Below are 20556 nucleotides of genomic sequence, written 5' to 3'. Positions count from 1 at the left end.
TCACATAGCGGCGCATCTCACATGATGATCAAGGAGTGGACAGCACCCGACGGCGTGCTGGGGGTGCGGCCGGATCACCCGGCCGTCCTGCGGCGGGGGTCGTCCGACGCGCGTACCCGGGGTGGCTGCCTTTCACAACACTGGTGAGACAGCAATACTGTTTCACCGGGATCACCGCACCACCGGAGAGGCGAGGGACTGCCATGACGACGGACACCGAGGAGCCGGCGCTCACGGTCGACGAACTGGCCGCGCGGGCGGGTGTCACGGTCCGTACGGTCCGCTTCTACAGCACCAAGGGCCTGCTTCCGCCGCCCGTGATCGGCCCCCGGCGGGTGGGGCACTACAGCGAGGCGCATCTGGCCCGGCTCGCGCTCATCGAGGAACTCCAGCACCAGGGCATGACGCTGGCCGCGATCGAGCGCCATCTGCAGCAGCTGCCGTCGGACCTGAGCGCCCAGGACCTCGCGCTGCACCGTGCCGTGGTGGCCTCCTGGGCGCCCGACGCGGCGGAGGCGGTGACGCGCGGAGAGCTGGAGCGCAGGGCCGGACGCCCGCTGACCGAGGAGGAGGTGGACCGGCTCGTCGCGATGGACGTCGTGACTCGCGAGGCCGATACCTTCCGGGTGGACCCGGGGCTGCTGCGGCTCGGCGTTCAGCTCCTCGACGTACCGATCGCGCACGAGGCGGTCCTGGCGGCTCGCACCGTCCTGCTGGAGCACTCGCGGGCGGCGGCACACGAGTTGTCCACGCTGCTGCGCGAAGCGGTCGGCGAACGGAACTCCGTCGCGGCGGTCAAGTCCCTCTCCGCGCACATGCAGCCGCTGGTGGTGCAGGCGCTGCTCACCACGTTTCAACGCTCGCTCAAGGAGGAGTTGCGGGAGTGGCTCAAGGAGTCCTGAGCCGGTCTCCCGGGGCGCTGCCCTTTCACGTCGTACAGGGGCACGCGCCACCCGGGACCCGTACGGCGATCCCTCACGCGGCGCGGGTGTGCGGGAACCGGTTCGTCCGGTCCCCGCACACCCAGGAGCACGAGCGGCGCACCGCCGGCGACGGGCCGACTTCAGCGCGCGTCGCTGAACTTCTCGCCGTTCTCCGCCTTCTCGACGAGCAGCGCGGGGGGCAGGAACCGGTCCCCGTAGCGCTCGGCGAGTTCACGCGCGCGTGCCACGAATCCGGCCGGGCCGACCCCGGCGTCCCCCTCGTACCCGTTGATGTACTGCAGCACACCGCCCGTCCAGCCCGGGAAGCCGATGCCCAGGACGGACCCGATGTTGGCGTCGGCCACGGACGTCAGGACGCCCTCCTCCAGCAGCCGGACCGTGTCCAGCGACTCGGAGAAGAGCATGCGCTCCTGCATGTCCTCGAAGGGGATCTCGTGGCCCGGCTTGGTGAAGTGCTCGCGCAGTCCCGGCCACAGCTTGCCGCGCTTGCCGTCCTCCCCGTACTCGTAGAAGCCCGCGCCGCCGCTGCGCCCGGTGCGGCCGAACTCGTCGACCAAGCGGTCGATGACCGCCTCGGCCGGGTGCGTCTCCCAGGTGCCGCCGGCCTCCTCCACGGCCTGCTGGGACTCCTTGCGGATCTTGCGCGGCAGGGTGAGCGTCAGCTCGTCCATCAGGGAGAGCACCTTGGCCGGGTAGCCCGCCTGCGCGGCCGCCTGCTCGACCGACGCGGGCTCGATGCCCTCGCCGACCATCGCGACGCCCTCGTTGATGAACTGCCCGATGACGCGCGAGGTGAAGAACCCGCGGGAGTCGTTGACGACGATCGGGGTCTTGTTGATCTGGCGGACCAGGTCGAAGGCGCGGGCCAGCGCCTCGTCCCCGGTGCGCTCCCCCTTGATGATCTCGACGAGCGGCATCTTGTCGACGGGCGAGAAGAAGTGCAGGCCGATGAAGTCGGCCTGCCGCTCCACGCCCTCGGCGAGCGCGGTGATGGGCAGGGTCGAGGTGTTGGAGCACAGCAGCGCGTCCGGCTCGACGATCCCCTGGATCTCCTGGAACACCTTGTGTTTGAGGGAGGTGTCCTCGAAGACGGCCTCGATCACGGCGTCGCAGCCGGCCACGTCCTGGGGGTCCGCGGTCGCGGTGATGCGGGCGAGCAGCGCGTCCGCCTTCTCCTGGGTCGTACGGCCCCGGGAGACGGCCTTCGCACAGAGCTTCTCGGAGTAGTTCCTGCCCTTGGCCGCCGCCTCGGCGGACACGTCCTTGAGGACCACGTCGATGCCCGCGCGGGCGCACGAATAGGCGATGCCGGCGCCCATCATCCCGGCGCCGAGGACGGCGACCCTGCGGACCGGGCGCGGCTCGACGCCCTGGGGCCGGTTGGCGCCCGAGTTGACCGCCTGGAGGTCGAAGAAGAACGCCTGGATCATGTTCTTGGCGATCTGTCCGGTGACCAGCTCGGTGAAGTAGCGCGCCTCGATGACCAGCGCGGTCTCGAAGTCGACCTGCGAGCCCTCGACGGCCGCCGCGAGGATGTTGCGCGGCGCGGGGTAGGGGGCGCCGTTCAGCTGCTTCTTCAGGTTGGCCGGGAAGGCGGGCAGGTTGGCGGCGAACTTCGGGTTCGACGGCGTGCCGCCCGGGATCCGGTAGCCGGGCTTGTCCCACGGCTGCTGCGACTCGGGGTTGGCGTCGATGAAGTCACGCGCCTTGGCGAGCATCTCCTCGGGGGTGGCGGCGAGTTCGTGGACGAGACCGCTGTCCAGGGCGCGCCGCGGAGAGTACTGGGTGCCCTGGAGCAGCACCTTGAGGAGCGCGTCCGCGATGCCCATGAGCCGCACCGTGCGGGTCACGCCGCCGCCGGCGGGCAGCAGGCCGAGCGTGACCTCGGGCAGACCGATCTTGGAGCCGGGCGCATCCAGCGCGACGCGGTGGTGGGAGGCGAGGGCGATCTCGTAACCGCCGCCCAGGGCCGCGCCGTTGATGGCGGCGACGACCGGCTTGCCGAGGGTCTCGATGCGGCGCAGCGCGGACTTCATGGCCGTACTGGTGTCGAAGACCTGCTGGGCGTTCTCCGGACCGACCTGGATCATGTCCTTGAGGTCGCCGCCGGCGAAGAAGGTCTTCTTGGCGGAGGTGTAGATGAAGCCGCGGATGGAGTCCTTCTCGGCCTCGGCGCGCTCGGCGACCGCCGCGATCGAGTCCCGGAAGGCCTGGTTCATGGTGTTGGCGGACTGGTTGGGGTCGTCGAGGACGAGCGTGACGACGCCGGTCTCGTCCTGTTCCCAGCGGATGGTGGTGCTCTCGGTCATGGGGAGGGTCTCCGGTCTCCGTTGAAGTCTGGTGGTCCGCTGGGGAGTTACAGGCGCTCGACGATGGTGGCGATGCCCATGCCGCCGCCGACGCAGAGCGTGGCGAGGCCGTACTGCTTGTCCTGGCGCTCCAGTTCGTCGACGAGGGTGCCCAGGATCATCGCGCCGGTGGCGCCGAGCGGGTGGCCCAGTGCGATGGCGCCGCCGTTGACGTTGACCTTGTCCAGGGACAGGCCCATGTCCCGTGCGAAGCGCAGGACGACCGCGGCGAAGGCTTCGTTGATCTCGACGAGGTCGATGTCGTCGATGGTCAGGCCGGCCTTGGCGAGCGCCTTGCGGGTCGCGGGCGCGGGGCCGGTGAGCATGATGGTGGGCTCGGAGCCGGAGACGGCCGCGGAGACGATCCGGGCGCGCGGGGTGAGGCCGTAGCGCTCGCCGACCTCCTTCGAGCCGACGGCGACGAGGGACGCGCCGTCCACGATGCCGGACGAGTTGCCCGCGTGGTGGACGTGGTCGATCGCCTCGATCCAGTGGTACTTCTGCAGCGCCACGGCGTCGAAGCCGCCCAGGTCGCCGATGTCGGCGAAGGACGGCTTGAGCCTGCCGAGCGAGTCGGCGGTGGTGCCGGGGCGCAGGTGCTCGTCGTGGTCGAGGACGACGAGTCCGCTGCGGTCCTTCACAGGGACGACGGACCGGTCGAAACGGCCGTCCTTCCAGGCCGCGGCGGCGCGCTCCTGCGAGAGGGCCGCGTACTCGTCGACATCGCGGCGCGTGAAGCCCTCGATGGTGGCGATGAGGTCGGCGCCGATGCCCTGCGGCGCGAAGTTGGTGGCCAGGTTGGTCATCGGGTCGGCGAACCAGGCGCCGCCGTCCGAGGCCATCGGCACCCGGGACATCGACTCGACACCGCCCGCGAGAACCAGGTCCTCCCAGCCGGAACGGACCTTCATGGCGGCGAGGTTGACGGCTTCGAGGCCGGAGGCACAGAAGCGGTTCTCCTGGACACCGGCGACCGTGTCGGGCAGTCCGGCCGCGATCGCGGCGATGCGGGCGATGTCGGAGCCCTGGTCGCCGACAGGGCCGACGACTCCGAGCACGATGTCGTCGATCGCGGCCGGGTCGAGTCCCGGGAAGCGGTGCTGGATCTCGTGGATGAGACCGACGACCAGGTCGATGGGCTTGGTGCCGTGCAGGGCGCCGTTCGCCTTTCCGCGGCCGCGCGGGGTGCGGATCGCGTCGTACACGTACGCTTCGGTGCTCACTGGTAAGCCTTTCGGGAGGGTTAGCCGAGCAGGGAACGGCCGATGATCTCCTTCATGATCTCGGTCGTCCCGCCGTAGATGGTCTGGATGCGTCCGTCGGTGAAGGCCTTGGCGACCCGGTATTCGGTCATGTAGCCGTAGCCCCCGTGCAGTTGGAGACAGCGGTCCGCAACGCGCTTCTGCAGCTCGGTGGCCCACCACTTGGCCATCGAGGCGTGTACGGCGTCGAGTTCCCCGTTCGAGTGATCGACGATGCAGCGGTCGAGGAACGTCCGGGTGACGGCGCACTCGGTCGCCATCTCCGCTATCTCGAAGCGGATGTGCTGGAGCTTGGACAGCGGCCGTCCGAAGGCCTCGCGCTCCTTCACGTACTGGGTGGTGATCTCCAGCAGGTACTCGGCCGCGGCGATCCCGGCGACGGCGATGCCCATGCGCTCCTGCGCGAGGTTCGTCATCAGGTGCAGGAAGGCGCCGTCGAGCTCACCGAGGAGGTTCTCCTTGGGCACCCGGACGTCGTGGAAGAACAACTCCGCGGTGTCCTGCGCCTTCTGGCCGATCTTGTCGAGGTTGCGGCCGCGCTCGAAGCCCTCCGTGCCCCGCTCGACGACCAGCAGGGACAGGCCCTTCGCGCCGCCCTCGGGTGTCGTCCTCGCGACGACGATCACGAGGTCGGCGAGGATGCCGTTGGAGATGAAGGTCTTGGAGCCGTTGAGCAGCCAGTGGTCGCCCCGGTCCTCGGCATGCGTCCTGATGCCCTGGAGGTCGGATCCCGCGCCCGGCTCGGTCATGGCGATCGCCGTGATCAGCGTGCCGTCGCAGAACCCGGGCAGCCAGCGCCGCTTCTGCTCCTCGGTGGCGAGACCCGTCAGATACGGCCCGATGATGTCGTTGTGCAGTCCGACGGCGAGCCCCGATACGCCCGCGCGCGTGAACTCCTCGGCGAGAACGGCGCTGTAGCGGAAGTCGGCGTTGCCGCCGCCCCCGTACTCCTCCGGTACGGCGAGCCCGAGCAGCCCCTGCTTCCCGGCCGCCCGCCAGGCGTCCCGGGAGACGATGCCGTCCTTCTCCCACTGCTCGTAGTACGGCAGCACCTCCTTGGCGAGGAAGGTGCGGACGGTCTCGCGGAACGCGTCGTGCTCGGCGGTGAAGATCTGCCGCTTCATTGCTCCCCAGCCCCCTAGAGCCAGCTCTTGACGGTCTCGATCAACTTGGCCGGCTCCGGGCCGACGGGCGTGACGTTCAGCATCGTGACGCCCGAATCCCGGAACGCCTCCACGCGCTCGCGGACGTAACTCGCGGGCCCGCAGAGCGATATGAGCTCGCAGAACTCGTCCGGTACGGCGGCCTCGGCCTCCCGCTTCTTCCCGGCGAGGTACAGCTCCTGGATGAGCCGGGCCTCCTTCTCGTAGCCGTACGCCACCGCGAGGTCGTTGTAGAAGTTCTTGCCCGGCGCTCCCATGCCTCCTACGTAGAGGGCGATTCTGGGGCGCGCGAGGTCGCGCAGGGCCGATGCGTCCTCGCCGATGGCGAGCAGCCCGCCGGCCACGGTCTGCAGGGGTCCGAGGGCCGGGTCCCGGCGTGCGGCGCCCTCCGCGAGCGGGGTCCCCCACACCTCGCGGGCCTTCTCCGGGATGTAGAGCGTGGGCAGCCAGCCGTCGGCGACCTCGGCGGTCATACGGACGTTGGCGGGCCCCAACGAGGCGACGTACAGGGGCACTTCCGCGCGCACCGGCCTGGCGAGGATCTTCAGGGGTTTGCCCAGGCCGCCGGGGCGGGGCATGTCGGTGATGCCGTGGTGGTCGATGGTCTCGCGGCGCAGGATCCGGCGGGTCAGCTCGATCGCCTCGCGGGTGCGGCCGATCGGCTTGTCGTACGCCCTTCCGTGCCAGCCCTCGACGACCTGGGGGCCCGAGGCGCCGAGGCCGATGAGGGCACGGCCACCGGAGACGGCGTCGAGCCCGGCGGCGGTCTGCGCGATGAGGGCGGGGGTGCGCGAGTAGACGTTGAGGATCCCGGCGCCGATCTTCAAGCGCTCGGTGCGGGCGGCGAGATAGCCCATGATCGTGGGCGAGTCGAAGCCGTAGGCCTCGGCGACCCAGACGGCGTCCAGACCCGCGGCCTCCAGGGCGGCGACGTCGTCGGCGGCCTGCCGGGGGTCGCCCGCGTAGTCGAGCGGGAGGGAGAGCTCCATCAGTCGGCGTCCTTCATGAGATGGGGTACGTCCCAGTCGCGGGCCACGTCCGCGGTGTCGGCGCCCGGCTGGGCGGGGCCGCCGCGGACGGAGGTGGGCGTGCGGGAGAAGCGGGGAGCGGGGGCGGGCTGGGTGATGCCGCCGTGGTCGGTGAAGGTGCCGCGGGCGGCGAGATGCGGATGGGCGGGGGCCTCGCGCAGCGACAGGACGGGCGCCACGCACGCGTCGGAGCCCTCGAAGACTGCGGTCCACTCCTCGCGCGTACGGGTCCTGAAACGGGCGGCGACCGTCTCCCGCAGCTCGCCCCAGCGGGTCACGTCCTTGCGGTCCGGCGCCTGGTCCGCGATGCCGAGCAGATCCACGAACTCGTCGTAGAACTGCTGCTCCAGGGCGCCCACGGCCATGTACTGCCCGTCCGCGGTCTCGTACGTCCCGTAGAACGGGCAGCCGCCGTCCAGCAGGTTGGCGCCTCGCCGGTCCTGCCAGCCGCCGGCGGCCATCATGCCGTGGATCATCGCGGCGAGATGCGAGGCGCCGTCGACGATGGCCGCGTCCACCACCTGGCCGGCGCCCGTGGCGCGCGCGTGGTGGAGGGCGGCGAGGACGCCGACGACGAGGTAGAGCGAGCCGCCCGCGTAGTCCCCGACGAGGTTCGCGGGGGCGGTGGGCGGCTCGTCCGGCTTGCCGATCATGCCGAGGGTGCCGGTCAGCGCGATGTAGGCGATGTCGTGCCCGGCGCGGGGGGCGAGCGGGCCGTCCTGGCCCCAGCCGGTCATGCGCCCGTAGACGAGCCCGGGGTTGCGGGCGTGGCAGCTCTCGGGCCCCACACCGAGGCGCTCGGCGACGCCGGGGCGATAGCCCTCGACGAGGATGTCCGCGCGCTCGACCAGGTCGAGGACGCGGGACGGCCCGTCGGGCGCCTTCAGGTCGATGAGGACCGAGCGTTTGTTGCGGTTGGTGACGTCGTACCGCGGATCGATCGCGAGGCCGGCGCCGCCGGGCCGGTCCACGCGGACGACGTCCGCGCCGAGGTCGGCGAGGAGCATGGCGGCGAACGGTCCGGGACCGATGCCCGCCAGCTCGACCACGCGCACCCCGGCCAGCGGGCCGTGTTCTGCCGTCCCTGGCACTGTCATCGAGCCCCCAGCACTGTGACACCACTGATGTGACATCAACGATGTTAAGAACGTGTTCCACTCCGGGCAAGCCCTGCACGAGCAAGCGCTTAGTTAAATTCCGCGTGACGGATCACGCCGGACCGGGCGAAAACGGGTCGGGTCAGCCGGGATCCAGCGGCGCGACCGGCCTCGTCAGCGGGCGTCCGACTCCGCGAACCAGCCTCGTCAGCCGGCGTCCAGCTCACCGGCCAGCCTCTTCGGGGCGATCGTCCGGTAGCTCTCCTCGACCCAGTCGCACAGCAGCTCCGCGGCCGGGGCATCCGGCTCCGCCAGGGGTATGCGCACCCAGCCGGCCTTGCCCAGGCCGTACCCCGCGGGCACCGCGCCCGGGGAGGTGAGGGCGTGGGCGTGCGCCGCCTCGTCCTTGAGCTTCACCGTGATGCCCAGCGGGTAACTGCCGTCGTCGACGCCGAGGAAGACGAACACCTTCTTGTTGACCTTCGCGACGGACTCGCCCCAGGGGAACTCCTCGACGGCGCCCGGCAGACCGAGGGCGAACCCGCGCACCTTCTCCCACTTTTTCAGGGCGTTCTTCGGCACGGCCACGGCCACCCTCCGACCTCCTCGTCCGGCTGCTCGTACCTCACGCTAGCCTCAGCCACCGACAACGGCGCGGGACGGACGGCTGAGAGGTGTCATGACCAGGCAGGGCAAGGCGGATCGCGCGTACGACATCGTGCTCTTCGGAGCCACGGGCTTCGTGGGGACGCTCACCGCGGAGTATCTCGCCGCGCATGCGCCCGAGGGGCTGCGCTGGGCGATCGCGGGGCGCAGCACGAAGAAGCTGGAGCTTCTGCGGGAGCGGCTGGCCGGCGCATCGGCGGCCTCGGAGATCGGCGTGCTCCACGCCGATGTGTCCGACCCGGCCTCGCTGCGCGAACTCGCCGGGAACGCGCGCGTGGTGGCCACCACGGTCGGCCCGTACCTCACCTACGGCGAGGAGCTGGTGGCCGCCTGCGCGGACGCCGGTACCGACTATGTGGACCTCACCGGCGAGCCCGAGTTCGTGGACCTGATGTACGTCCGGCACGACGCACGCGCGCGGGAGACCGGGGCGCGGCTCGTGCACGCCTGCGGTTTCGACTCGGTCCCGCACGACCTGGGCGCGTACTTCACCGTGCGGCAGCTGCCCGAGGGGGTACCGCTGACGGTCGACGGATTCGTCCGGGCGCAGGCGATGTTCTCCGGCGGCACGTTCGCCTCCGCGCTCAACCAGTTCGCCCGGGGCCGGCACATCCTGGCCGCCGCCCGTGACCGCCGGCGGCACGAGCCGCGCCAGGTGGGCCGGCGGGCCTCCGCGCCGCCGAGCGCGCCCCGTTTCGCCAAGGAGGTCGGGGCGTGGGCCCTGCCGCTGCCCACGATCGACCCGCAGGTGGTGCAGCGTTCCGCGCGGGCCCTGGAGCGGTACGGGCCCGACTTCCGCTACCGGCACTACGCGGCGGTCGAGCATCTGCCCGTCGCCGTGGGCTCGGTCGCCGCGATCGGCGCGGTCTTCGCGGCGGCCCAGCTGCCGCCCGCGCGGCGCTGGCTGTCCGACCGGATCAAGCCGGGCGAGGGCCCGAGCGAGGAGCGGCGCGCGAAGAGCTGGTTCTCGGTGCGGTTCGTGGGCGAGGGCGGCGGGCGTCGTGTGTTCACGGAGGTCTCGGGGGGCGACCCGGGTTACGGCGAGACCGCGAAGATACTCGCCGAGTCGGCGCTGTCGCTCGCCTTCGACGCGCTGCCGGAGACGGCCGGGCAGGTCACGACGGTGGTGGCCATGGGTGACGCGCTGACGGAACGTCTGCGCGCGGCGGGCATCGTGTTCCGGGTCGCCGCCACGCGCTGACACCGACCGGCCGGGCCCGCTCGCCGCCCGGCCGCGGGTGTCCCGGACGAGGACGGCAGCCGTCAGGAAGCCGTCTCCTTCAGGGCCCGCCGGCACAGGGAGTCCGCGCGCCGCGTCGATTCCGGGAGACGGAATTGCGGAGTGAGCGCGAGGGTGTGCGCGCAGGCGGTGTCGAGGCTCACCCGGTGGCCGACGGAGACGAACACCGGCTTGGTGCCGTCCCGGGTGCGCAGGGCGCGGCCGACCTCCTCGTCGCCCGCGAGCAGCGGGGACGCGCTGCCGCGCCGGGCGCCCGGGTCGTCGTACGAGAAGGTGAACGGGTTCTTGGCGACGCCGATCGTGGGGAGCCCGGTGAGCACGCCGAGGTGGCTGGCGAGGCCGAACCGGCGGGGGTGGGCCAGGCCGTAGCCGTCGCAGACGACGAGGCCGGGCGCGCAGGGCAGGGCGTCGAGCGCGGCGAGGACCGTCGGGATCTCACGGAAGGCGAGGAGTCCGGGGACGTACGGGAAGGAGACCTGGCCGACGGCGGTGGCCTCGGCGACCACGTCGAAGGTCGCCGCGTCCAGCACCACGGCCGCGGCCACCACCAGGTCCCGCTCGTCGTCGTACGCGACGTCGACGCCGGTCACCCGGCCGGTCCCGGGCAGCGGTCCGGGCTCCCCGCGCACCACCCGCCCCCGCAACTCGTCCTGCACGGCGCGCGCTTGCTCTTCGGTGGCGGGCCAGCCCGCGGGGATGCCTACGGTCGTCATGGTGGTGACGAGCGTACGGGGCGGGCCGTCGGAGACGGTCGGCGAGATGCCTCGCGCCGGCGGACGCCTGCCGCGGCAGGAAGATCCCCCGTGACGGCGGTGTCGTCCTCGCCGTCACGGGGGATCGCGAACGCGCCGGACCGACCGGACGCGCCACGAATCCGAGGCGCGCGGCTACTTGCCCAGAGCGCGCTGCAGTTGCTGCTTGTTCATGTCCGAGCGGCCGTGGATGTTGCGCCGCTTGGCCTCCTCGTAGAGCTGGTCGTAGGTCGGTCCCTGGGAGCCCTGATGGGAGCGCTGACCGCCGCGCTTGCCGGACGACATGTCCTTGGTGGAGGTGCGGCTCGCGGTCTTCGACTCGCCGGAGCGGGCGCGTTCCTTGTTCACGGTGCGCGCGGCGATCTCCTCGGCGCGCCCCTTGCTCTCCCCGCGGTCCTGCGCGCTCTCCTTGATGTGCTCGTACTGGCGTTCCCGCTTGGGGCTCGAGCCACGAGGCATGACGGCTCACTTCCTTTCGTCACGTGGGACGGGTACCGCCCTCGTCATCCGGGCGGGTACCCCGTCCCCACGCAAACACGACCACCGGCTTGCCGCATGGCGAGCGACGGCTCAGCGCTCCAGCCGTGCCACCCGGCCCTTTTCGCCGGAGGCCCAGCAGCCGAAGTCGGCCGCGCAGTCCACGGTGTCGTACGAGCCGGTGTCGACGGTGCGCCAGGTGCGGCCGCCGTCGGTGGTCAGGTCGGTGCCGGTGGGGCCGACCGCGAGGGCGGCGGAGCGGCTGTGCGGGAGCCAGCTCACGCCGGAGCGGTAGGCGGGCGGGGGCTGGGCGGACGGCGTCCAGGTGCGGCCGCCGTCGCGGGTGACCGCCGCCGCCCGGGGTGACGGCTGGTCGGCCCGGTAGTCGCCGCCGACCGCTAGGCCGTGGATGCGGTCCCGGAACGCGACGGCGAACACGCCGCGCGCCGGATCGCCGGCCGGGATCGGCGACTCGGCGGCCTGCCAGGTCAGCCCGCGGTCATCGGAGTGCAGCACACGCGCGCGTGCACCCCCGCCGGTCGCCAGCCACACGTCGTGCGACCCCGCGGCCACCAGACACTGCCCGCCGGCGGCGAAGCCCGCCTCGCCCTCCTGCGCCGCCGGCATGCCCTCGCTCGGCAGCACCTTCCAGGACCGGCCGCCGTCACTGGTCGACAGCATGCGGAACTTGCCGTCGACGGGGTCGCTCATCGCCAGGCCGTGGCGCGGGTCGAAGAAGGTGAGGCAGTCGTAGAAGGCCTTCGCGTCGGTGTTGCGGAAGGACTCGGTCCAGGTCGCTCCCCCGTCGTCCGTGCGGAAGACCCGGGACGCCTCGCCCTCGCCGATGGCCAGGACCACGGCACGGCGGGCGTCGAACGCCTCGATGTCGCGGAACTCCAGGTCGGCAGCGTCCGGCGGCGAGACGTTTCGCCAGCGCGCACCCCCGTCGGTGGTGCGCAGGACGGTGCCCTTGGATCCGGCCACCCAGGCCGTGTCCCGGCCGACCGCCGACAGGCCGCGGAAGCGTACGTCCGTGCCGCTGTCCTTGAGCTGCCAGTGCGGCCGGGGCCGCTCCGCGCGGTCGGCCGCCGCGGGTGCCGTCGTCGCGGCGGCGAGCGCCGCCACGCACAGTCCCACGGTGACCATCCGACTCGTACGTCTCGACTTCCCCAAGCCCCTCATGGCGGGCGAAGCTAGCCCACTCCCCCGGTCCCGTCCAGATGGCGTTCCGCGGGAACCCCTGGAGCGCGACGAGTGTCCTTCCGGGTGACCGGAGACGACGCGATGAGAAATGGATCACCCCACCGAATGAACTCGGTGACAGAGGTCACTAGAAACTCATGTGCACGGATTGACTCATTCCATCGTCTCTTCAAGTGCCAGGTCTCATCCACCCGGAGTCCGTCCAGTCGTCACAAGGGAGCAAGGCGTTGTCCATCGTCATCGAGCAGCCCGTAGAGGCCCGCCTCGTCGCCGCCGCGCCGCGGATGCCGAGCATTCCCGCCAAGCTCCATTACGACCGGAGCGATCCGTTTGCCGTCCGTATGACCTTCCCCGCCCCGTCGACGCTCGAAGGGGTGGAGGTCTGCTGGACCTTCGCGCGCGAGCTCCTCGTGGCCGGCATGGACCAGGCGGAGGGACACGGCGACGTACGCGTGCGCCCGTACGGCTACGACCGCACCGTCCTGGAGTTCCACGCCCCCGAGGGCACCGCCGTGGTGCACATCCGGTCGGGCGAGCTGCGTGCCTTCCTGGAACGTACGACGGAGCTGGTGCCCCTCGGTCTCGAACACCTCCAGCTCGATCTGGACCACGACCTCGCGGAGCTGATGCGGGAAGCGTGATCAGCCCGGCGTAGTCGATCCCGTCGGCCGACGCATCCGCGAGTCCCCGCGCTCAGCAGCTCCCGCGCCGCTCGGCGGACGATGGCGCGCGCCTGTCCGACCCCCGTGCCCGCGCGATGCGGTGGGTGCCTCAACCGCCCGTGGACGCCCCGGCGGACGACGCAGCCGTGACCGCGACGATCATCGCCGTACGGACCTCCTGGATGACCTTCTTCAGCGCGGGTGCCGCCGCGCCACTGCGCTCCGTCAGCTCCGCGATGCGGTCCTTGTACTGCTTGCGCTCCTTGCCCGACACGAAGGTGCGCAGCTCGGCCGCGGCGGCGAGCGCGACCAGCGCCGCGTCACGGTCGCCGACCGCCGAGACGGGCAGCGGTCCCGCCAGCACCTGCCGTGCCTCCTCGCGCAGCGCCTCCACCACCGGCACCCGCGCCAGGACGTAGTCCACGGACGGGAAGACCCCGAACACCCGCTTCTTCTCGGCGCGCAGATATCCGTCGGCCGCCAGTTGCGCGCGGACGGCGTCGAGGGTGACCCGGGCCCGCAGCGTCACCCACGTCTTCCACTTGCGCGGCCGGGATTCCTCGACGAGTTCCAGCAGGCCGTCCAGGACGAGATCGCCGGTACGGCCGTCGGCGTCGGCCGGTGTGGCGATGCCGTCCACGTCCTTGAGCAGGCCCCGCTGAGCCAGTTCCGTGAGCGCGCCGGCGCGGACCAGATGGTGCAGGTGGGTACCGCCGGTGACCTTCAGTTTGGTGGTGTCCCAGGCCAGCAGATAGAGGCGGGCGGGCAGCGAGAGCGAGCCGTCGGGCAAGGGGTCTCCTTCACGTCGTCGGGGGCGCAGCCCACCGTAGGCGGTCGGGGCACGTCCCGCGTCGACCCGGGCGTCGCGCCCGCGTCCTGCCGGCCGGTCCGTACCCCGCTTCAATTCCGTTGACAGCCCTCAAGCCCCCTCCTACGCTGTACAGCGGTCCTGTTGCCGTCGATTGGAGAAGGACGTTGCTCGTCTGAGGTCCTGAGACACCGCGTCACACGCAGCCAGTTCCCTCTGGCGTCCGTGTGCGCAGCGTGCGACCTCGGCATATGAGCCGTCCTCCCGGCATGGGGCCTTTCTTGTACCCCGCTCCCGGACCGTCGTCACCTCGCGGTGTTCTCCATGCGTTCCCACGACCGCTCCGGCAACCGCGAGGTCTCATGTCTACTTTCCCTCCCTCCATCACCTGTACGTCCCTCTCCTTCACCTGGCCCGACGGCACCGCCGTCTTCGACGACCTCCAGGTCGCCTTCGGCCCCGGCAGGACCGGGCTGGTCGGCGTCAACGGATCAGGAAAGTCAACCCTGTTGAAGCTGATCGCCGGCGAACTCACCCCGTCCGACGGCACGGTCCGGATCGCGGGCGAGGTCGGCCATCTGCCGCAGAGCGTCACGCTCGACACCGCCCTGCGGGTCGACGAGGCGCTCGGCATCGCCGCCACCCGGGCCGCGTTGCACGCCATCGAGGCGGGTGACGTGTCCGAGGAGCACTTCACGGCCGTCGGCGACGACTGGGACGTGGAGGAACGCGCCGAGGCGATGCTCGGCGAACTCGGGCTCGGCCACATCGGCCTCGACCGCACCATCGGCGAGGTCTCGGGCGGCGAGTCGGTCCTGCTGCGGCTGGCCGCGCTGCTGCTGCGCCGGCCCGACGTGCTCCTCCTGGACGAACCGACCAACAACCTCGACCTGTACGCCCGTCAGCGGCTGTACGCGGCGGTGGAGGCCTGGTCCGGAGTGATGGTCGTGGTCAGCCACGACCGCGAACTCCTCGACCTGGTCGACCAGATCGCCGATCTGCACTCCGGAGAGGTCACCTGGTACGGCGGCAACTTCTCGGCGTACGAGGAGGCGCTGGCCGGCGAGCAGGAGGCGGCGGAGCGGATGATGCGCGTCGCCGAGTCCGATCTGAAGAAGCAGAAGCGCGAACTGGTCGACGCACAGGTCAAGTTGGCCCGCCGCAAGAGGTACGGCCAGAAGATGTGGGACCAGAAGCGGGAACCGAAGATCGTCATGGGGGCACGCAAGCGCGCGGCACAGGAGTCCGCGGGCAAGCACCGCATCATGCACGAGGAGCGGCTCGCCGGGGCGAAGGAGCGTCTCGACGAGGCGGCCCTGGCCGTACGCGACGAGGACGAGATCCGGGTCGACCTGCCGCACACGGCCGTACCGCCGGGCCGCACCGTACTCGCCCTGGAGAAGCTGGAGTTGAAGTACGGCGCGCGCGTGGACGGGTCGTTCGAGCTGCGCGGGCCCGAGCGGGTCGCGCTGATCGGGCGCAACGGCGCGGGCAAGACCACGCTGCTGCGGACGATCGCCGCCGAGCTGGAGCCCGTCTCCGGCGAGGCACGGGCCCAGGTGCCGCTGCGCTTTCTGCCGCAGCGGCTCGACGTCCTCGACGACGAGCTGACCGTCGCCGAGAACGTGGCCCGCTTCGCGCCCGCCGCCACCAACAACCGGATCCGGGCGCGGCTGGCCCGCTTCCTGTTCAAGGGCGCCCGGGCCGACCAGCTCGCGGCCACGCTGTCCGGCGGCGAACGCTTCCGGGCCGCGCTCGCGGCGCTGATGCTGGCGGAGCCCGCACCCCAGCTCCTGATGCTGGACGAGCCCACGAACAACCTCGACATGGCGAGCGTCCGGCAGCTCACCTCGGCCCTGGAGTCGTACGAGGGCGCACTGATCGTGGCCAGCCACGACATGCCGTTCCTCGAGTCGATCGGCATTACGCGCGGGCTGCTGATGGAAGGAGGAGAACTGAAGGAAATCACGACAGAAGCTGTCGGGTATCCCGATTAGCTTCGACGGTATGCACTCGTTCATCACCCTTGACGGAGCCCGGGAGAACAACCTCAAGGACGTCAGTCTCCGTATCCCGAAAGGCCTGCTCACGGTCTTCACCGGCGTTTCGGGATCGGGGAAGTCGTCGGTCGTGTTCGACACCATCGCGGTCGAGTCGCAGCGCCAGCTGAACGAGACCTTCACCTCGTTCGTCCGCAACCGGCTGCCCAAGTACGAGCGGCCGCGCATCGACTCCGTCGACGGCCTCTCGCCCGCGATCGTCGTCGACCAACGGCCGCTCGGCGGGCACTCGCGGTCGACGGTCGGCACGATGACGGACATCTACGCGGTGATCCGCGTGCTGTTCTCCCGGCACGGGACACCGAGCGCGGGAGGGGCGAGCGCCTACTCGTTCAACGACCCGTCGGGCATGTGCCCCGCGTGCGACGGCCTGGGGCGCGCGGTCCGGCCCGACTGGGCCCGCATGCTCGACCCCGCCCGGTCCCTGGCCGACGGCGCGGTCGTCTTCCCGCCGTTCGCCGCGGGGACCTGGCAGGGGCAGACGTACACCCACACCACCGCGCTGGACACCCACAAGCCGGTGGGCGAATTCACCGCGGCCGAGCGGGAGTTCCTGCTGCGCGGACACGGCGCGACGGTGCACGTGGACAACACGGGAGGCTCGCGCGCCATCGACTACGAGGGGCTGGCCGACCGGTTCGAGCGGCTGTATCTCCACCGCGATCTGTCGGCGCTGAGCCGGCGGACCCGCGACCTGGTCCGGCGCTTCCTGGTGGAGGGCACCTGCCCGGTCTGCCAGGGCGCACGGCTCAACGCGGCGGCACTCGCGACCCGGATCGGCGGACTGTCCATCGCGGACTGCACCCGTATGCAGGTCAGCGACCTGATCGAGGTACTGCGGCGGATCGAAGACCCGGTGGCCGGTCCCGTCGCCGAGGCCGCCGTGACGGCGCTCGAACGCATCGACGCGATCGGGCTCGGCTACCTCAGCCTCGACCGGGAGACCTCGACGCTGTCCGGCGGGGAGGGCCAGCGGCTCAGGACGGTGCGCCACCTCGGCTCCAGCCTGACCGGGATGACGTACATCTTCGACGAGCCCAGCGTCGGTCTGCACCCGCGTGACGTGGGCCGCCTCGGTGATCTGCTGCTCCGGCTGCGCGACAAGGGGAACACCGTCCTGGTGGTGGAGCACGACCCGGACGTCATCGCCCTAGCCGACCACGTCATCGACATGGGGCCGCACGCGGGGGCCGACGGCGGACGGGTCGTGTTCGAGGGGACACCGGAGGAACTGGCCCGCGCGGACACCCCGACGGGCCGGTGCCTGCGTCGGGGTACCGCCGTCAGGCGCCGGCCGCGGACGGCGACCGGCGGACTCCGGGTGAAGAGCGCGGATCTGCACAATCTGCGGGACGTGACGGTGGAGTTCCCCGCCGGTGTGCTGACCGTGGTGACCGGGGTCGCGGGCTCGGGCAAGAGCACGCTCGTCTCCGAGGTCTTCACCGCGGCCCACCCCGAGACCGTGGTCGTCGACCAGTCGTCGATCGGGATCTCGGGACGCTCCACCCCGGCGACGTACCTCGGGATCATGGACACCGTACGGAAGCTCTTCGCGCGCGGGACCGGACGTGGGGCCGGGCTGTTCAGCTTCAACTCGGAAGGGGCATGCGGCACTTGCGAGGGACGCGGGGCCCTCTTCACCGATCTCGCGTTCATGGACCCGGTGACCACGACGTGCCACGACTGCGAGGGGCGGCGCTTCCGCGACGAGGTGCTGCGGCTCACGGTCGACGGCAACTCCATCGCCGACGTACTGGACATGACGGCCGATCAGGCGCTGGGCGTCTTCACGGATGAAGGTGTACGACGGCGGCTGCGCGCCCTGCGGGACGTGGGGCTCACGTATCTGAAACTCGGTCAGCCCCTGTCGACGCTCTCCGGCGGTGAGCGTCAGCGCATCAAACTCGCGACGCGGCTGCATCGCACGGGAGCGGTGTACGTGCTCGACGAGCCGACCACCGGACTGCACATGTCCGACGTCGACGGGCTGCTCGCGCTGCTGGACCGGCTGGTGGACACCGGCAACACGGTGGTGGTCGTCGAGCACAACGCGGCCGTCGTCGCACACGCGGACTGGATCATCGACCTGGGGCCCGAAGGCGGCAGGGACGGGGGCCGGGTGATCTTCGAGGGGCCGTCGGCGGAGCTGCTCGCGGCGCGCGACTCGTATACGGCGGAGCACCTGCGCAGGGCCGTGGCCTGACGTCCCCCGGGGCCCCGCCCCGGCACCGCGGGGACCCCTCCGGGCGGGGCCCCGAATCCTGGGGGCTTTTGTCCGCGCGGGTCTCCCTGCATGATGTGCGCCGAGACACCCTGCCGATTCGGAGACCCGCACGTGCCCAGCAAGAAGGCCCTCGTCCGCCGCCCCAGCCCGCGCCTCGCGGAGGGGCTGGTCACGCACATCGAGCGCACGGAGGTCGACGCCGACCTGGCGGTGGAGCAGTGGGAGGCGTACGGGGAGGCCCTGCGCACGCACGGCTGGGAGACCATCGAGGTGGACCCGGCCGAGGACTGCCCGGACTCGGTGTTCGTCGAGGACACGGTGGTCGTCTTCCGCAACGTCGCGTTGATCGGGCGCCCGGGAGCCGAGGCCCGGCGCGGTGAGACCGCCGGCGTGGAGGAGGCCGTGGCCCGCCTCGGCTGCTCCGTGAACTGGGTCTGGGAGCCCGGCACCCTCGACGGCGGCGACATCCTCAAGGTCGGCGACACGATCTACGTCGGCCGCGGCGGCCGGACCAACGCCGCCGGCGTCCAGCAGCTGCGGGCGGCCTTCGAGCCGCTCGGCGCCCGGGTCGTCCCCGTCCCCGTGAGCAAGGTGCTGCACCTGAAGTCCGCGGTCACCGCGCTGCCCGACGGCACGGTCCTCGGCCACATCCCCCTGGTGGACACCCCGTCGCTGTTTCCGCGCTTCCTGCCCGTACCGGAGGAGTCGGGCGCGCACGTGGTACTCCTGGGCGGCGAAAAGCTGCTCATGGCCGCGAGCGCGCCGAAGACGGCGGAACTGCTCTCCGAACTCGGCCATGAGCCCGTGCTCGTCGACATCAGCGAGTTCGAGAAGCTGGAAGGCTGTGTGACATGCCTCTCGGTACGACTGCGGGAGCTGCATGCCTGAGTGATCTACTGAGCGCCTGTCCGGCCCTTGGACCTGCGCGTCCGGGAGTGGACGGCCGCTCCAGGGGAATCCCGCTGATCAGCGGCCTTTACGGCCCCCTTAACCTACGGTGGCGTAACCTACGGATACGTAGCCTACGATGCCGTAGGTTCACCCCCGCTTCTGCTCGCACGTCCCCTGGAGCCCCCGTGACGATCACTTCTCCCCATCTCGGCAGCCCGTCCACTGTCTGGACCGACGCTCGACTGCTGTATGCGCTGGAAGAAGTGGTCGAGACGGAACTCAACCGCCACCTGAAGGTGGCGAAGGACTGGATGCCGCACGAGTACGTGCCGTGGTCGGACGCCCGGAACTTCCCGGGTCTGTTCGAGGACGGCGAGGCCTGGGACAAGGAGCAGTCCAAGGTTACCGAACTCGGCCGGATCGCCCTGGTGGTCAATCTTCTCACCGAGGACAACCTCCCCAGCTACCACCACGAGATCGCCTCGCTCTTCGGCCGCGACGGCGCCTGGGGCACCTGGGTGCACCGCTGGACCGCCGAGGAGGGCCGGCACGGCATCGTGATGCGCGACTATCTGCTCGCCTCGCGCGCCGTGGACCCGGACCAGCTGGAAGCCTTCCGCATGCAGCACATGAGCGAGGGCTTCGAGTCGGACAACCGGCACTCGATGCTGCACTCCGTGGCGTACGTCGCCTTCCAGGAGCTGGCCACCCGCGTCTCGCACCGCAACACGGGCCACCAGTCGGGCGACCCGGTCTGCGACCGCATGCTGGCGCGCATCGCGACCGACGAGAACCTGCACATGGTCTTCTACCGCAACCTGCTGAAGGCCGCGTTCGAGCTGGCCCCCGACCTGACGATGCAGTCCGTCCGCGATGTCGTCGTCAACTTCCGGATGCCCGGTCACGGCATGCCCGGCTTCGAGCGGGCCGCCGCGCAGATGGCCATCGGCGAGGTCTACAACATGCGGATCCACCACGACGACGTGCTGCAGCCGGTGCTGCGCCACCTCAAGGTCCTGGACATCGAGGGCCTCGGCCCCGAGGGCCTCAAGGCCCAGCAGGAGCTCGGCCTCTACATGGACGGCCTGAACTCGGAGGCCTCGAAGTTCGACGAGAAGCTCGCGGCCCGCAAGGCCCGGATGGCCGCCCGCGCGGCCGGCTGACCCCCAGGGGGCCCGGCATCGGGCCTCCCCGCTCCACTCATGCGCCGCCTCCCGGTCGAGTGCCACGTCCTGTACGTCGGCCACCGGGTGGCGGCGCAGTGCTGTCAACTGGCCCCGCCGGGGCCCGAACCAGCCCGTACGACCGCCGACCGGCCCATACCTGCGGACGAACGCGTCCGGGTCGGCCATGCGTGTCGTGATCCAGTCCACGTCACGAGACACAGTCGCCGCGCTGACGGCGACGCCCCACTCATGGGGTCCGCGCCGCGCCGGCTCCTCCAGCAGCGGCTGAACGGGGCCCATCTCCCTGACTGCCAGGGCCAGTTCGCGCATGCACTGGGGTACGGGAGCGGGTCGAGGACGGTCAGTAGTCTCTCGGCCTCGTGCTGCGGGGTGCGAGGTGCCGGCTGCTCGCTGCTCGCTGCTCGCTGCCGACCATGCCGGTGATTCCGCCGGTCAGCGGTCGCGCGGCACACTCGTTTTCGGGGGCGGGGCGGTTGGATTCGAACCAACGTGTTCCGGTTTTGGAGACCGGCGCGTCTGCCTCTGCGCTACGACCCCGCCTGGG

17 protein-coding genes and 1 tRNA gene are annotated in these 20556 nt (G+C 71.1%); 7 read left to right on the top strand and 11 right to left on the bottom strand.

Annotation, left to right across the window (positions count from 1 at the left end; all coding sequences use genetic code 11):
• The first annotated feature begins 203 nt into the window (after positions 1 to 203).
• Positions 204 to 902: a MerR family transcriptional regulator gene (locus ACFWM2_RS02225; protein WP_383272062.1), complete on the top strand. Its 699-nt coding sequence runs from the start codon at positions 204 to 206 to the stop codon at positions 900 to 902.
• Between the two features lie 161 nt (positions 903 to 1063).
• Here ACFWM2_RS02225 and ACFWM2_RS02220 read toward each other — a convergent pair whose 3' ends face one another.
• The 6 genes from ACFWM2_RS02220 to ACFWM2_RS02195 form a co-directional block, all read right to left on the bottom strand.
• Complete coding sequence (locus tag ACFWM2_RS02220) at positions 1064 to 3253, bottom strand: 3-hydroxyacyl-CoA dehydrogenase NAD-binding domain-containing protein (RefSeq protein ID WP_383272060.1); 2190 nt, start codon at positions 3251 to 3253, stop codon at positions 1064 to 1066.
• A gap of 47 nt (positions 3254 to 3300) precedes the next feature.
• Complete coding sequence (locus ACFWM2_RS02215; RefSeq protein WP_383272058.1) at positions 3301 to 4515, bottom strand: acetyl-CoA C-acetyltransferase; 1215 nt, start codon at positions 4513 to 4515, stop codon at positions 3301 to 3303.
• Positions 4516 to 4535: 20 nt separating this feature from the next.
• Positions 4536 to 5678 carry an acyl-CoA dehydrogenase family protein gene (locus ACFWM2_RS02210; protein WP_383272056.1) on the bottom strand — a complete coding sequence of 381 codons (1143 nt, stop codon included), beginning with the start codon at positions 5676 to 5678 and terminating at the stop codon, positions 4536 to 4538.
• Positions 5679 to 5692: 14 nt separating this feature from the next.
• Positions 5693 to 6706, bottom strand: coding sequence for an LLM class F420-dependent oxidoreductase (locus ACFWM2_RS02205; RefSeq protein ID WP_383272054.1), 1014 nt, complete (start codon positions 6704 to 6706; stop codon positions 5693 to 5695).
• Entirely contained in the window at positions 6706 to 7842 is a 1137-nt protein-coding gene (locus tag ACFWM2_RS02200) for a CaiB/BaiF CoA transferase family protein (RefSeq protein ID WP_383272052.1), read from the bottom strand. Before ACFWM2_RS02200 ends, ACFWM2_RS02205 begins: the two co-directional genes overlap by 1 nt.
• Positions 7843 to 8049: 207 nt before the next feature.
• Positions 8050 to 8430 carry an MmcQ/YjbR family DNA-binding protein gene (locus tag ACFWM2_RS02195; protein ID WP_383274066.1) on the bottom strand — a complete coding sequence of 127 codons (381 nt, stop codon included), beginning with the start codon at positions 8428 to 8430 and terminating at the stop codon, positions 8050 to 8052.
• A gap of 91 nt (positions 8431 to 8521) precedes the next feature.
• Here ACFWM2_RS02195 and ACFWM2_RS02190 point away from each other — a divergent pair, with 91 nt between their 5' ends.
• Positions 8522 to 9709 (top strand): saccharopine dehydrogenase family protein, encoded by a 1188-nt coding sequence (locus ACFWM2_RS02190; protein ID WP_383272050.1) that lies wholly within the window; start codon positions 8522 to 8524, stop codon positions 9707 to 9709.
• Positions 9710 to 9771: 62 nt separating this feature from the next.
• On the opposite strand, the gene ACFWM2_RS02185 is transcribed toward ACFWM2_RS02190, so the two are convergent.
• From ACFWM2_RS02185 to ACFWM2_RS02175, 3 genes are all read right to left on the bottom strand, one after another.
• Complete coding sequence (locus ACFWM2_RS02185) at positions 9772 to 10461, bottom strand: endonuclease V (RefSeq protein ID WP_383272048.1); 690 nt, start codon at positions 10459 to 10461, stop codon at positions 9772 to 9774.
• Positions 10462 to 10635: 174 nt separating this feature from the next.
• Complete coding sequence (locus tag ACFWM2_RS02180; protein WP_383272046.1) at positions 10636 to 10959, bottom strand: plasmid stabilization protein; 324 nt, start codon at positions 10957 to 10959, stop codon at positions 10636 to 10638.
• Between the two features lie 111 nt (positions 10960 to 11070).
• The gene (locus ACFWM2_RS02175; RefSeq protein ID WP_383272044.1) at positions 11071 to 12123 is read right to left on the bottom strand and encodes a WD40/YVTN/BNR-like repeat-containing protein; all 1053 of its coding nucleotides are present in this window, start codon (positions 12121 to 12123) and stop codon (positions 11071 to 11073) included.
• A 284-nt stretch (positions 12124 to 12407) separates the two neighbouring features.
• Between ACFWM2_RS02175 and ACFWM2_RS02170 the strand changes: the two genes are divergently transcribed.
• On the top strand, positions 12408 to 12821 hold the full coding sequence (locus ACFWM2_RS02170) for an SsgA family sporulation/cell division regulator (RefSeq protein ID WP_383272042.1): 414 nt from the start codon (positions 12408 to 12410) through the stop codon (positions 12819 to 12821).
• Positions 12822 to 12951: 130 nt separating this feature from the next.
• On the opposite strand, the gene ACFWM2_RS02165 is transcribed toward ACFWM2_RS02170, so the two are convergent.
• The gene (locus ACFWM2_RS02165) at positions 12952 to 13632 is read right to left on the bottom strand and encodes a GPP34 family phosphoprotein (RefSeq protein ID WP_383272040.1); all 681 of its coding nucleotides are present in this window, start codon (positions 13630 to 13632) and stop codon (positions 12952 to 12954) included.
• Positions 13633 to 14012: 380 nt separating this feature from the next.
• Between ACFWM2_RS02165 and ACFWM2_RS02160 the strand changes: the two genes are divergently transcribed.
• From ACFWM2_RS02160 to ACFWM2_RS02145, 4 genes are all read left to right on the top strand, one after another.
• On the top strand, positions 14013 to 15647 hold the full coding sequence (locus ACFWM2_RS02160) for an ABC-F family ATP-binding cassette domain-containing protein (RefSeq protein ID WP_383272038.1): 1635 nt from the start codon (positions 14013 to 14015) through the stop codon (positions 15645 to 15647).
• A gap of 10 nt (positions 15648 to 15657) precedes the next feature.
• On the top strand, positions 15658 to 17913 hold the full coding sequence (locus tag ACFWM2_RS02155) for an ATP-binding cassette domain-containing protein (protein ID WP_383272036.1): 2256 nt from the start codon (positions 15658 to 15660) through the stop codon (positions 17911 to 17913).
• A 132-nt stretch (positions 17914 to 18045) separates the two neighbouring features.
• Positions 18046 to 18822 carry a dimethylargininase gene (gene ddaH / locus ACFWM2_RS02150; RefSeq protein ID WP_383272034.1) on the top strand — a complete coding sequence of 259 codons (777 nt, stop codon included), beginning with the start codon at positions 18046 to 18048 and terminating at the stop codon, positions 18820 to 18822.
• Between the two features lie 188 nt (positions 18823 to 19010).
• Positions 19011 to 19988, top strand: a complete 978-nt coding sequence (locus ACFWM2_RS02145) for an acyl-ACP desaturase (protein ID WP_383272032.1) — start codon at positions 19011 to 19013, stop codon at positions 19986 to 19988.
• Between the two features lie 487 nt (positions 19989 to 20475).
• On the opposite strand, the gene ACFWM2_RS02140 is transcribed toward ACFWM2_RS02145, so the two are convergent.
• Positions 20476 to 20551: transfer RNA gene (locus ACFWM2_RS02140), tRNA-Trp, on the bottom strand.
• Between the last annotated feature and the right edge of the window lie 5 nt (positions 20552 to 20556).

The organism is Streptomyces sp. NPDC058371 (assembly GCF_042723265.1).
In the GTDB taxonomy this organism is placed as follows: domain Bacteria; phylum Actinomycetota; class Actinomycetes; order Streptomycetales; family Streptomycetaceae; genus Streptomyces.
The sequence above is the reverse complement of the archived record's forward strand: the minus strand, read 5'-3'. Positions and strand labels throughout refer to the sequence as shown.